This window comes from Helicobacter pylori NQ4053 (assembly GCF_000274605.1).
Classification (GTDB): domain Bacteria; phylum Campylobacterota; class Campylobacteria; order Campylobacterales; family Helicobacteraceae; genus Helicobacter; species Helicobacter pylori_CV.
In genome coordinates this window covers 74,712-88,371 of the sequence record NZ_AKNV01000002.1, presented here as the reverse complement: position 1 = coordinate 88,371, position 13,660 = coordinate 74,712, and the positions used below count along the sequence as shown (strand labels likewise).

Sequence of the window (13,660 nt, the reverse complement as noted above, 5' to 3'; positions counted from 1 at the left end):
TTTTAAAACAAACTCTTTTAAGCCCTATCTTTAGAAGTATCCCTTTTAGCATAGCAATTAGGCTCAAACAACACGCAGTTAAAAGAAAAATAATTTTTTTCTTCATCTCATCAATAAAGGTTAAATAAGACTTCAATCGTCAATATTTGGTTACAATTATAAAGGATCACATTTTTTTAATAGGAGATATACCATGCTAGGAAGCGTTAAAAAAACCCTTTTTGGGGTCTTGTGTTTGGGCGCGTTGTGTTTAAGAGGGTTAATGGCAGAGCCAGACGCTAAAGAGCTTGTTAATTTAGGCATAGAGAGCGCGAAGAAGCAAGATTTCGCTCAAGCTAAAGCGCATTTTGAAAAAGCTTGTGAGTTAAAAAATGGCTTTGGGTGTGTTTTTTTAGGGGCGTTCTATGAAGAAGGGAAAGGAGTGGGAAAAGACTTGAAAAAAGCCATCCAGTTTTACACTAAAGGTTGTGAATTAAATGATGGTTATGGGTGCAACCTGCTAGGAAATTTATATTATAACGGACAAGGCGTGTCAAAAGACGCTAAAAAAGCTTCACAATACTACTCTAAAGCTTGCGACTTAAACCATGCTGAAGGGTGTATGGTATTAGGAAGCTTACACCATTATGGCGTAGGCACGCATAAGGATTTAAGAAAGGCTCTTGATTTGTATGAAAAAGCTTGCGATTTAAAAGATAGCCCAGGGTGTATTAATGCAGGATACATATATAGTGTAACAAAGAATTTTAAGGAGGCTATCGCTCGTTATTCTAAAGCATGCGAGTTGAACGATGGTAGGGGGTGTTATAATTTAGGGGTTATGCAATACAACGCTCAAGGCACAGCAAAGGACGAAAAGCAAGCGGTAGAAAACTTTAAAAAAGGTTGCAAATCAGGCGTTAAAGAAGCATGCGACGCTCTCAAGGAATTGAAAATAGAACTTTAGTTTTAATAAAGTTAAGCTAAACGCCATGTTTAGCTGGCTTTTACGCTTTTTAATGTTTTAATGAAAAACACGAACCCCACGAACCAATCTTTTAATGATCATAAAAGACTTTTATCGAATCCGTTCATTCCAAACGCTGTTTTGAGATTGGTGCTTGAAAGGTTAAAGCGAGTTTGTTCAAACCCTTAAAAAGGGTTTTTAACCCCTACAACGCTTTCAATAGCACGCTATTTAGGCGTTCGTTAAAGCTTTTAGCGTCTTTCAAAGCCCCTTTTTCTAAAAGCTTCGCCCCATCATAAAGCAACCAGATAAAAGCGCTCAACTGCTCTTTATCTTCGCATTTTAAGAGTTTTTGCAAAATCGCATGGTTAGGGTTTAATTCTAGCGTTTTCTTGCTTTCAGGCATGCTTTGGCCCATTTGACGCATAAAATTAGCCATCATCGCATTTGGTTCATCGCCTATTAAAGCCACCGCTGAAGTGAGATGATTGGAAAGCTCTACGCCTTTAATCTCATCTTTAAGATTTTCTTCAAACGCTTTCATTAAATCTTTAAACTGATTTTTCACCTCATCATGGATTTCTTCCAAACCAAGCTCTTTCAAACTCTCGCTATGGCTAGCGTCTCTAAAGGGCGTTTTATCGTATTCATTCACGCCTGGCATCACAAACGCATCAATTTCATCGCTCAATAACAAAACATCATAGCCTTTTTGAGCGTATTTCTCTAAAAGCGGGGACGCCTTTAGTAAGTCTAAATTTTCGCCTAAAAGGTAGTAAATGCTTTTTTGATTTTCTTTTAAACTTTCTTTGTATTCTTTTAAAGAAATCAATTTTTCTTTGTCTTTAGAATAGAATCTTAACAATTCTAAAAGTTTTTCTTTGTTTTCAAAATCCCCATACAAGCCTTCTTTTAACACTTTCCCGAAAGGCTCATAGAATTTATGGTAATTTTTTTCATCCTTGCTCAAGCGTTCAATCTCGCTTAAAATCTTTTTCACTGAAGCCGAACGGATATTGGCTAAAATCTTATTCTGCTGCAAGATTTCACGGCTCACATTCAAGGGCAAATCTTCGCTGTCAATCACGCCTTTAACAAACCTCAAATAAGACGGCAACAATTCTTTGTCATCATCAGTGATAAACACCCTTTTAACATAAAGTTTGACCCCGCTTTTATAATCCACCCTAAACAAATCAAAGGGCGCTTTGCTAGGGATGTAAAAAAGCGTTGTGTATTCTAAAGAGCCTTCCACTTTATTATGGATATAGCTCAAAGGCTCGCTGTTGTCATGTGCAAACGATTGGTAGAAATCTTTGTAATCCTTGTCTTTCAACTCGCTCTTATTCATTTTCCATAAAGCGCTCGCTTGATTGATTTGCTCGCATTTTTCTTCTTTAACCTCTTTTTTATGATCCCCTTCGCCCTCAAATTTCGTATCGGTGTAAGTTAAAAAAATAGGGAAAGGGATATGCTCAGAATACTTTTTAACAACGCCATCAATCTCCCAACGGCTCGCAAAATGAGAATCTTCATCTTTTAAAAAGAGGGTGATTTCTGTGCCTTGCTCCTCTTTAACGCATTCGCTGATTTCAAACTTGCCCTTACCATCGCTCACCCATGCATAAGCTTGCTCGCTGGTTACTTTTTTGGTTTGAACGACAATCTTGCTCGCTACCATAAACGCCGAATAAAAGCCCACGCCAAATTGGCCAATCAGTGCGCTATCTTTTTTCTTATCCCCGCTCAAAGCGCTTAAAAAACTCTTCGTGCCTGATTTAGCGATCGTGCCTAGATGCTCGATGAGATCGTTTTTATCCATGCCTATACCATTATCTTTAATCGTTAAGGTCTTTTTCTGGCTATCAAAACTCAAATGAATGCTAGGCGTGGTATTCAGCCCTTTTAATTTCTCATCGGTTAGCATCAAATAATTCAGTTTGTCCAAAGCGTCGCTCGCATTAGAAATCAACTCCCTTAAAAAAATCTCTTTATTAGAATACAAAGAGTGGATCATCAAATCCAAAAGCTGGTTGATTTCAGTTTGGAAAGTGTATTCTTGATTAGACATTGATCTTTTCCTTTAATAAAATTTTTAAGATTATACAATAAAAGCGCGCTTTAAAGGGGGATACTATGGCTTAAAAAATCGCATGAAAGAATATTCAATTCCTTAAAAACGATAACTCATAGAGCTCATCAAATAGCTTCTGTTTTGAATGGTTTGAGCGAAATCAGGGTTATAACCGCTTGTAAAAAACCCTACCTTATAACCCTTATGCATCGTGATTTGATAGCCATTAACCATTAGCATGAAATAGATATGTTTTTTAAGGTCATATTTAAAAGTAACCCCTAAGCTTTGCGAATCAGCCCTTGGGGAATAAGTCAATTTCCCATACAATTGCACCAAAAGATTTTTAATGCTCTTCCCTACAAAAGCGTTAATCGTTATGGAATTAGCGTTGTAAAAATTGGAATAAGCGTCTTCATAAGGGGTGTCATCTTTCGTGTCATAAAAAGGATCAATGGGTGAGCCATTCCAGCCTAATTGAACGCTCGCGTTCCCAAAATTCTTATACACGCTCCAGCCAAAACGATAAGAGCGGAAATTCACTCTTTGAAACACAAACAAACTCGCGCTTTTTTTACCCACTAAAGCGGCTCTGTAATAATCTTTAGACAAATAATCGCTATAGAGAGGAAACCATGCGTAAAAAGTCGTTTGAATACGCCAAAGAGATTTCCAATAAGACTTTGTGTCATGGGTGATTTCAAATCCAGGAGCGTTAAAATTCTTAGGGTAAAACCAAATAAAAGGTGCAACTCTAATGTATTTATTTTCATAAATAAGGTTGAAATTGTGCATGCCGTAGTTGATTTTTTGCTTGTAATTGACAGGAGCGTAAAAATCCCTAATGTATTGCTCATTGGCTAAAGCCCTTCCAAAGGTGCTAAACCACTCTACCCTAAACTTTTTCCACCGGTAAAAAAGCTCAAACCCTTGATTAAACCCGCTCAAAAACAAAGCTTTAGAGGGGTAACGCCCTAGTTTAATCCCAAAAATATCCTTATATTGATAATCTAAATACAAATTATATAGCACATAAGGTCTGGCGTTTTGAGCCTTTTGCTCTCTGGTCCAATTTTGGCTGTGTTGCATCAAATAGCCCTCCCATCGCCCCATGTAATACCAGTTCGCCGGCTGAAACCCTGCCTTAGGGTTGGCTTCATCAATCAAAAATTTCGTGGAATCATAAGCTAACGCCCCGATCTCGCCCCCCACCCCAAAACCCAGTTTGTGGTTTTCAATCCCTTTAGGGAGCAAACTAACATCAACTTGTAAGGCCCCGGTAGTGGTTACATAACTCCCTGTAGGGTAAATCCCTTTTTTGGAATTGATGATTGATTGGTTCAAAGCGATGCGCGAAAACGATCCCACTCTAGCGCTGATTTGATACTCAAAAGCGTTGAGGAAAACCCCATGCAAAGCCAAAAGCCCTAGCCAAACTTTTTGATTAAGCACCCTTTTTATCAAACACCTTTTTATTGGAGTCTGATATTATGCCATAAACAAACTCGCAAGTTGCCCGCTTATTGTTGTTTTGAAAAAAAAAAAAAACGATAAAATGACAAAAATCCCCCCTTTTTAGCGGGTTCAATTTAAAGATTTAAGGACTATGCATGCAAGAGATTATCCCTATTGTGGTGGCTTTTGACAATAATTATTGTATCCCTGCTGGTGTGAGTTTGTATTCCATGCTAGCGAACGCTAAACGAGAGAGAGAGAGAGTAAAACTCTTTTATCAAATCCATTGTTTGGTGGAGAGTTTAAGCCTAGAAAATATAGCCAAATTAGAAGAAACGATCGCTCCTTTTAGCGCTTTTTCCAGTATAGAGTTTTTGGATATTTCTAATGAAAAATTAGAACCACGCCACAATCATTACAAGCTTGATCCTTTAATAGCGAGTGAAATTAAAAAATTGTATTTAAAACTCAATGCTTTTTCGCAAAAACGCTTTTCTAAAATGATCATGTGCCGTTTCTTTTCCGCTTCCCTTTTCCCCCAATACGACAAGATGATCATGTTTGATGTGGACACTTTGTTTGTGGATGATATTAGCGAGAGCTTTTTTATCCCCCTTGAAGCGCATTATTTTGGGGCTGTGATGGAAAAAGATTTGATCGCTATGGACAGGAATTCGGCTAAGGATTTATACGAATTACGCCAAATGCACGCAAAATCTATCGGCGTCGCTGACGCTTTCCCTAACTTAGAAGAAGCGCAAATCCTTTTTGACAACTACTTTAACGCCGGGTTTTTAGCCTTAAATTTAAAATCATGGCGTGAAGAAAATTTGGAAAACCAATTGATTGGATTTTTCCTTTTGAAAAATGAAAAACTTTTATTTAACGATCAAGATGCTTTGTGTTTTGTGTGCCGTGGTAGGATTTTAGAATTGCCTTATTCATACAACGCCCACCCTAGCTTCCTTGATACGCCATCATTCCCTAGCATCAAAGAAGCGCGCATGCTGCATTTTTGGGGCGATAAACCCTGGAAACTCTTAAGCGTCATTGGCGCGAAAAAATGGCATGAAGTTTTGATTGAAACGCCTTTTAAAGACGCTTATTTTAACGCTCCCTTTTTAGATCACCTCTTTGAATCCTTTCAAAATAGGGATAAAGAAACCCAAGAAATCCACGCTCTTAATAAAATCCTATCTTTTTCAGACAAACGGCATTCTTTTGAATTCCTTTTGCCTAGGCTTTCTTCTAAACTCCTTATAGAATTTTTGCTTTTTAAAGCCAAACAAAAAGTGAAACGATTGATTAAAAGGGTTTTTTAAACCCCCTTTCAAAACTAATGCGAGCAAGCATGCGTTTGTGTGGGTTGGATGTCCTTATTATCGGCTAATTTTTCCTTTTCTACTTTGTCTAAAAACGCGCTCAAATCCTTTGCCATTTTTTCAAAAATCTTAGCGCTCACGCTAGTGGGATGAGAAATCACAATCGGTTCGCCCTTATCCCCCCCTAAACGCACTTTAGGCTCTAAAGGGAGCTTGGCTAAAATCTGCGTGTTATAAGCCTCTAATAATCCGCTCATGGAATTTGAGCCAAAAATCTCGCTCTCTTTCTTGCAATGCTCACACACAAAACTCCCCATATTTTCTACAATGCCCGCAATAGGAATGTGTAGTTTCTTAAACATGTCCAAACTCCGTTTAGCGTCATCTAAACTCACTATTTGAGGCGTCGTAACAGTGATTCCTGCACTCAAAGGCACAGCTTGGGCTAGCGTGAGTTGCGCATCGCCTGTTCCTGGGGGCATATCCACCACCAACACATCTAAATCCCCCCAAATAATATCGCTTAGCATCTGCTCAATCGCTCGCATAAGCATGGGTCCTCTCCAAATGAGACTCTGCCCTTCATCATACAAAAGCCCCATGCTCATCACAGAAACGCCAAAAGCCTTTAAAGGAATGAGTTTTTTACCGCTAGGATCCATGATCACATCAGCGTTTTGCAAGCCCATCATTCTAGGGATATTAGGGCCATACACATCAGCGTCTAGTAACCCCACTTTTTGGTTTAAATTCGCTAAAGCGATACTTAAATTCACGCTAGTGGTGCTTTTACCCACACCGCCCTTGCCTGAGCTTATCATGACCACATGTTTGATGTTTTTAGCCAGATTTTTAGTGGCGGGCTTTGGGGCTTGCGGTTTAGGCGGGGTTTTAATATCCAAATTCAAAGCTTTCACGCCTTTTTCTTGCATCGCTTTGGAGATATTTTCCCTTAAAATTGCGCTCGTTTCTTCAGAGCTTGAGGGGATTTCTATTAAAAGCCCTAATTGATCGTCATGCAAGGTGATGTTTTTAACAAAACCAAAGCTGACAATATCCTTTTCAAAATTAGGGTAGATGATCGTTTTTAACGCGTTTAAGACATCTTCTTGGGTGAGCATTTTAATCCTTAAAATGATAGTATTTGAATTTTCTTTATAGCATGTTTTGTTTAATTTTGCATTATAAATTAAATTTGCGTTTTTAAAGGATAGGGCATGGAATTTTATAAGCGTGTTTTGAAATTGCACCATTTTAGGAATTTGGGTAGAAAATCGCCTGCCAAATTGCTTTTAAATTCAAGTTTTGATGAAAAACATGGGGGGTTGGTGGTTTTAGTGGGGGAAAATAATGTCGGTAAAAGCAATGTTTTAGAAGCTTTGATAATCTTTAATGATGCGGATATTAAACTTTGTGGTGAAGAAGATTATTTCAAAGACCATGAAAAAGACACCCTTTTAAGTTTAGAAGAAGAAACAATCCTTGATCACAAAATCACAGATTTTTCTTGCGTGGATTTAAAAATTCAATCTAAGGAAGTTAATAAAGGATTAAAAGAATTATCAAAAACACTAATCAGCTATCCTTTTGAAAAACATGTAGAAGCTTTAGGGGAACAATGCAGTAACTTCGTTTCTATTCCCATTAACAATGACGACTATTCAAAGATTTGCACTCTTGTGAGTAATTTTATAAATCTTATAACTTCTTACAATTCATTAGGATTATTTTTACATTTTTACAAAGAAAAATTAAAATTGAGCGAGTTTGTAACTGAATATGCCAACGCAACCAACAATCTGCTTTTCAAAAAATTAATCAAACATTTAAGTGGCAACAATCAATTGGTTAAAAATTTTTGTCAGTGCATCAAAGAAATCATAAAGCGCAATACGCCTAATAAAAAATACAACACAGATAAATTTTTCATCATGGGGCAACACAAACAAAATCAATTAGCAAAAATTTATTCTCATTTTGAAAAACCTAGTAAAAATGAAATCAAACCACAAAATGAAGACATCTTAAAAAAGCTAAAAGCTTTAGATGAAATTTTTAAAACTACTGACTCTAATACAAAATCCACACCAGACACCAGACACTGAAATTAAGGATATTATTAAAGAAATAGACGAAAAATACCCCATCAATGAAAATTTTAAACAGCAATTTAGAACATTCCGATCAAGTATAGGCAACCTTAAAAAGAAAATTAAAAATTCTTTAAAATACCTTGAAAAAACAAGAGAGGATTTTGAGCGAAAAAAAGAATCATGGATAAAAGAAATTGGAAATGACTGCAAAAATCAAAAAATGCTAGAGTTTAATTATGATGTTTTGCTGGATAATATTGAACAAATATGCAAAAAATATATAGCAAGTCATGCCGTTAATGATGTGTCTAAAGATATTAAATCCATGATGTGTCAGTTTTATTTGAAACAGATAGATTTATTAGTCAATTCAGAAATTGTGCGATACAGATACAGCAATCTTTTTGAATCAGCAAGAAAATCTCTTTGGGAGAATATAAAAATTTTAGATAATGAAAGTGGCATTTATTTGTTCCCTAAAAATATTGGTGAAATCAAGGATAAATTTGAAGCAAACAAGGAAAAATTCAAACAAAGCAAAAATGTTTATGAGTTCGCAGAGCATTGCCGAGAGTGTAACCCTTATACGGCGTTTCAAAACTTAAGAAATAAAATTCAATTCACTTTAAGCGGTGGTTTATCTTATAAATTTAACAAACTCGTGCCAACCATGAAAGAATACAAAGAGCCAAAAATCACAGACAATGACCTTAAGACTGCATTATTCACTCTCTTTGTTTATTCTTCCACTTCTGAATTTAACCAATCGGATTGGTTCTTTAGAAATTCATTATTTAGGAAAATGGACTTTCACCCTAATACAATTTGGAATTTTTTTTTGAGCATTTTAAAAGATGGTCAAGCGTTACAAATAATAATATTTGATAAAAATAATGATTTAGTAATCTATGATTCTGAAAAATCGTTCAATATCCCTGAAAAATACTTGCAAGAAATAGACCAAGAATCACTAAAAGAGATCAGACAATCAAAACATCTTTTTCCAATTGAAGTAAAACGCAAATACAATAATAATGTATGTCAATTTGAATTTTTTAAAAAAGACACAAGCCACCTTTTATTTAAAGTAAGTTTTACAGAAATCTTAGAAAATCTTACAGAAATCTTGGAATACAACATGCAATTAAAAATAGATTCTTTAATCACAAAAGAATTTAACAAGCTTTTAGCGATCGCTGAAGATAGTCCTCAAGATAGTTACCAATTAAAAATTCGTGTCCGACATAACAATAAGCTTCCTAGAGAGAAATATACGGAACATGAAATAAAACTTGAAGTTTATGATTGCAGAAAATCCGGCAATCAAAACCCAGTCATCTTAAGCCAGCAAAGCACCGGCTTCCAATGGGCATTTAATTTCATGTTTGGTTTTCTTTATAATGTGGGATCACATTTTAGTTTTAACCATAATATTATCTATGTCATGGACGAGCCAGCCACTCATTTGAGCGTGCCAGCCAGAAGGGAATTCAGGAGATTTTTAAAAGAATACGCTCATAAAAATCATGTTACCTTTGTTTTAGCCACCCATGACCCCTTTTTAGTGGATACGGATCATTTAGATGAAATAAGGATTGTGGAAAAGGAAACAGAAGGCTCTGTAATTAAGAATCACTTTAACTATCCCCTAAATAATGCGGGCAAAGACTCCGACGCCCTAGATAAAATCAAACGCTCTTTAGGAGTGGGTCAGCATGTTTTTCATAACCCCCAAAAACACCGAATCATTTTTGTAGAAGGCATCACGGATTACTGTTATTTGAGCGCTTTTAAATTGTATTTGCGTTACAAAGAATACAAAGACAACCCCATTCCTTTCACTTTCTTACCCATTTCAGGGCTTAAAAAAGATTCAAAACATATGAAAGAAACCATTAAAAAACTTTGTGAGTTAGACAACAACCCCATTGTTTTGATAGACGATGACAGAAAATGCAATTCTGACCAAAACGCAACGAGCGAACAATTTAAAAAAGCTAATAAGTATTTGGGTAATCCCATCACCATCTTACAACTTTCAGACTGCGACAGGCATTTCAAACAAATTGAAGATTGTTTCAGTGCAAACGATAGAAACAAATACGCCAAAAACAAGCGCATGGAATTGTCCATGGCGTTCAAAACAAGACTCTTGTATAGCGGTAAAGACGATGTAATGAGCGAAGAAACAAAAAAGAATTTTCTATGCTTATTTGAATGGATAAAGAAAAGAGTGTAATAACCAAACGATTAAAAAAGAATATATCAAATTTGATTATAATACCCCACAAATATTATAAAGTGAAAGGATTTTGATGTTTAAAAAAATGTGTTTGAGCTTGCTGATGATAAGCGGTGTTTGTGTGGGGGCAAAGGATTTGGATTTCAAGCTGGATTATCGCGCGACTGGGGGGAAACTCATGGGGAAAATGACGGATTCTAGTCTTTTAAGCATCACTTCTATGAACGATGAACCGGTGGTGATTAAAAACCTTATTGTCAATAGGGGAAATTCATGCGAAGCGACTAAAAAAGTGGAACCCAAATTTGGCGATAAGTTTAAAAAAGAAAAACTCTTTGATCATGAGTTAAAGTATTCGCAACAAATATTTTACCGCTTGGATTGCAAGCCTAACCAATTGTTAGAAGTTAAAATCATCACGGACAAGGGCGAGTATTACCATAAATTTTCCAAATAGAAATTTGGTCTTTGTTCTAATGGGGTGTTGGGGATAAAATTTAAAAATGCTAAAAACTTTTTTAATATCAAAAAGTTTGTTTAGCAAGCGGTAACTTCTTGTAATGCGGTCTTAGGGGGTTAGGGGGGATTTAGTTGGGGGGTTAAAGGGGTATTAAAGCGCAAAATATCCCCCTATCCCCTTAAGAGTTTTACTATCAAACCAAGCAACCAAAGCCCCATTTTTAAAAAACAGACTAAAAAATATTAATTTCTATATTGGGTTCTCAATGGGTTGTTGGTTGAGTTTTTGGTTGAGACGCTACTAGTCATTGGAAGAATTGGTTTCAAAGAAATATAAAAATTAAAGCGATAACTGGTCCAATTATATAAGGAAAAAACATTATTATAGCAACTAGAATAGAGCCGAGATATTCAACGAATTTATCCCATATTCTACTAAAAAACCCATCACTCTCAACTTCATCGTCATCAGTATCGCCTCTAAAAGCCATTATAGTAGCTCTAATAGCTGTTAATACTAACCCAATAATAACAATAGGTATTAAAATAACTACGATACTTCTAAAGATTATTTGTCTTTTATTTTAAAAATAATTTCTGCTATAAGAAATAAAATCCCTAAAGAAACCCCTTTTATGGAGTCCCTTTTTGAGCTTGCTCCAAAGCCATTTGTGCATGCTTGCAATCCTTTTTAAAAGACTTCGTAATAAAATTAACCTTAAGAGTCGAATCAAAGGCTTGATGGCATTTTTTAAGCTTGTGATCGCGCTCTTGTGGGTCTTGCAAGTAATATTTCACTGAATGCACAAAACTGAAATGAAACCCCATAGGAGGGATACGACTCTCTGGCGTGCCTTCGCAAAAATCGCTACAATAACTGCTTTGCGCCTTTAACCCCCCCAACACCACTAAAAATAAAAAAATCACCTTTTTCATCAATACTCCTTCAATATTTTTCAATACTCCTTCAATCTTTTTTATCCGCCAAAATACACCAACGCTGAACCCCAAGTCAATCCCCCACCAAAAGCTTCTAAAAGCATTAAATCGCCCTTTTTCAAGCGCCCCTCTTCATAAGCTTCACACATGGCCATAGGGATACTGGCTGCTGAAGTGTTGCCGTATTTATGCACGGTTAAAACCACTTGCTCATCTTTAAAATCCAAATGCTCTCGCACCGCTTGAATGATCCTAAAATTAGCTTGATGCGGGATAAACAAACGCACATCTTCAGGTTTGAGAGCATTTTTTTCTAAGATCATTTCCACATCTTTTAAAAGCGTTTTTACCGCTAGTTTAAACACTTCATTGCCTTTCATGCACAAAAAAGGCTCTAAAGCTTCCTCTTTAGAGTTAAAGGGCGTGGGTTTTAGAGTCCTTGGCGTATAAAGATAATTAGAAAAATTCCCATTCGCTGAAATCTGCACGTCTAAAATGCTTTCTTTTAAACGCTTGGTTCTGCCTATCACGCACGCCCCAGCCCCATCGCCAAATAAAATACAAGTCCCCCTATCCTTAAAATCTAACACACTACTCGTTTTTTCTGCCCCCACAATCAGCACATTTTCATACATCCCGCTCTCAACATAAGCCTTAGCCACCGATAAGAGATAAATAAAACCCGTGCAAGCGGCTGAAATATCAAAAGCCGGCTTGTTTTCAATGCCTAATTTCGCGCTCAACACGCAAGCGGTTGAAGGCATGGCCAAAAAATCAGGGCTTAAAGTCGCCACAACCACTAAATCAATGTCTTTTGGGGTTAAATGCGCTCTCTCTATGGCTTGTTTAGCCGCTACTACCCCTAAATCGCTGCTTTTTTCTTCATTGCTAGCGAAACGGCGTTCTTTGATACCGGTCCTTTTTTCTATCCATTCATCGCTGGTATCCAAAAATTGCTGGAACTCTGCATTTTTCACACACTCGCTTGGAACATGCATCGCAATGGATTTAAGAGAGGCGTAAAATTCCATTCAATCCCCTTAACATAGTCATCTTTAAGCGTCTTGCTGATCACTTTGAGGCACAGAAACGCTAGGCTTCAAGCTCTCAAACGCTTGGGTAATCCTCAAACAAACCTGACTTTCAACAGCGCTAATAGCCTGATAAATCGCACATTCAACCGCTCTAGCGTTGCTCTTGCCATGGCTAATGATCACGCTTTTATTCACGCCTAAAAGCGGCGCTCCCCCATATTCAGCGTAATCGGTTTTTTGTTTTAAAATACCAAACGCATTCTTAAGCATCAAAGCCCCCATTTTAGATTTAAAAGAGCTTTTAATTTCATCTTTAAAAATAGAGCCTATTGCGCTAGCGACCCCTTCTGTTGTCTTTAAGACCACATTCCCCATAAAGCCATCGCAAACCACCACATCCACAACCCCTTTGAAAATATCGCTCCCCTCCACATTGCCATAAAAGAAGTCATAAGCTTTCAGCATTTTATGCGTTTCTTTAACGAGCATGTTCCCTTTAATATCTTCTTCGCCATTACTCAAAAGACCCACCTTAGGGCTATCATAATGCAACACGCTTTTAGCGTATTCATACCCCATAAGAGCAAAATCAATCAAATATTCAGGCTTGCAATCCGTGTTCGCTCCTGCGTCTAACAGCACGCTAGGGCGTTTGCCAACGCTAGGCATTAAAGTGCAAATAGCAGGCCTTTCAACCCCCTTGATGCGCCCTAAACGCAAGGTCGCTAAACCCATAGTCGCTCCGCTATGCCCCGCTGAAATCAAAGCGTCAGCCCCATTTTTTAGAATATCCATGCCCAAGTAAATGGAAGATTCCTTACGCTTAATCGCCTCAGTGGCGGCTTCTTCCATTTTAATATAATCTTGCGTGTGGATCATTTCCACTTTGCTGGCTAACTCTTTAGAAATAAAAGGGGTCGCTTTGTCTTTATCCCCCACTAAAACCGCACTAAAACTCTTATTCTCTAAAGCCCTTGAGACTCCCTCAATAATGGGTAAAACCCCATGGTCAGCCCCCATTAAGTCTATTACAATTTTCATCATGCGTCCTTAAAAGGCTTGTTGCAATCCTTTAAATACTTTCTATCACTAAAGA

The 13,660-nt window shown here is 37.0% G+C and carries 9 protein-coding genes and 1 pseudogene; 4 read left to right on the top strand and 6 right to left on the bottom strand.

Annotated features, from left to right (window positions below; all coding sequences use genetic code 11):
- Positions 1-193 precede the first annotated feature (193 nt).
- Positions 194-946 carry a Sel1-like repeat protein HcpA gene (hcpA, locus tag AYS37_RS01390; protein WP_000901618.1) on the top strand — a complete coding sequence of 251 codons (753 nt, stop codon included), beginning with the start codon at positions 194-196 and terminating at the stop codon, positions 944-946.
- A gap of 205 nt (positions 947-1,151) precedes the next feature.
- Here the strand turns inward: hcpA and htpG are convergent, their stop codons facing one another.
- Together htpG and hofA are read right to left on the bottom strand one after the other, a co-directional pair.
- On the bottom strand, positions 1,152-3,017 hold the full coding sequence (gene htpG / locus AYS37_RS01385; protein ID WP_000070554.1) for a molecular chaperone HtpG: 1,866 nt from the start codon (positions 3,015-3,017) through the stop codon (positions 1,152-1,154).
- Between the two features lie 102 nt (positions 3,018-3,119).
- The gene (hofA, locus tag AYS37_RS01380) at positions 3,120-4,472 is read right to left on the bottom strand and encodes an outer membrane beta-barrel protein HofA (protein WP_001874482.1); all 1,353 of its coding nucleotides are present in this window, start codon (positions 4,470-4,472) and stop codon (positions 3,120-3,122) included.
- A 158-nt stretch (positions 4,473-4,630) separates the two neighbouring features.
- Here hofA and AYS37_RS01375 point away from each other — a divergent pair, with 158 nt between their 5' ends.
- Positions 4,631-5,797: a glycosyltransferase family 8 protein gene (locus tag AYS37_RS01375; RefSeq protein WP_001155939.1), complete on the top strand. Its 1,167-nt coding sequence runs from the start codon at positions 4,631-4,633 to the stop codon at positions 5,795-5,797.
- Between the two features lie 14 nt (positions 5,798-5,811).
- Here AYS37_RS01375 and AYS37_RS01370 read toward each other — a convergent pair whose 3' ends face one another.
- The gene (locus AYS37_RS01370; protein WP_000249734.1) at positions 5,812-7,050 is read right to left on the bottom strand and encodes an Mrp/NBP35 family ATP-binding protein; all 1,239 of its coding nucleotides are present in this window, start codon (positions 7,048-7,050) and stop codon (positions 5,812-5,814) included.
- Between AYS37_RS01370 and AYS37_RS08710 the strand changes: the two are divergent.
- Both AYS37_RS08710 and AYS37_RS01360 read left to right on the top strand, forming a co-directional pair.
- A pseudogene (locus tag AYS37_RS08710) lies at positions 7,015-10,190 on the top strand (AAA family ATPase). The gene AYS37_RS01370 and the pseudogene AYS37_RS08710 overlap by 36 nt on opposite strands.
- Before the next feature lie 15 nt (positions 10,191-10,205).
- On the top strand, positions 10,206-10,589 hold the full coding sequence (locus AYS37_RS01360; RefSeq protein ID WP_000473909.1) for a hypothetical protein: 384 nt from the start codon (positions 10,206-10,208) through the stop codon (positions 10,587-10,589).
- 635 nt (positions 10,590-11,224) lie between these two features.
- Here AYS37_RS01360 and AYS37_RS01350 read toward each other — a convergent pair.
- The 3 genes from AYS37_RS01350 to plsX are packed head-to-tail and all read right to left on the bottom strand — an operon-like array spanning position 11,225 to position 13,605.
- Positions 11,225-11,527: a hypothetical protein gene (locus AYS37_RS01350; RefSeq protein ID WP_001865044.1), complete on the bottom strand. Its 303-nt coding sequence runs from the start codon at positions 11,525-11,527 to the stop codon at positions 11,225-11,227.
- 41 nt (positions 11,528-11,568) lie between these two features.
- A complete protein-coding gene (locus AYS37_RS01345) occupies positions 11,569-12,561 on the bottom strand; it encodes a ketoacyl-ACP synthase III (protein ID WP_000397754.1) in 993 nt (330 codons plus the stop codon).
- A 24-nt stretch (positions 12,562-12,585) separates the two neighbouring features.
- A complete protein-coding gene (gene plsX / locus AYS37_RS01340; protein ID WP_001865043.1) occupies positions 12,586-13,605 on the bottom strand; it encodes a phosphate acyltransferase PlsX in 1,020 nt (339 codons plus the stop codon).
- Positions 13,606-13,660 lie beyond the last annotated feature (55 nt).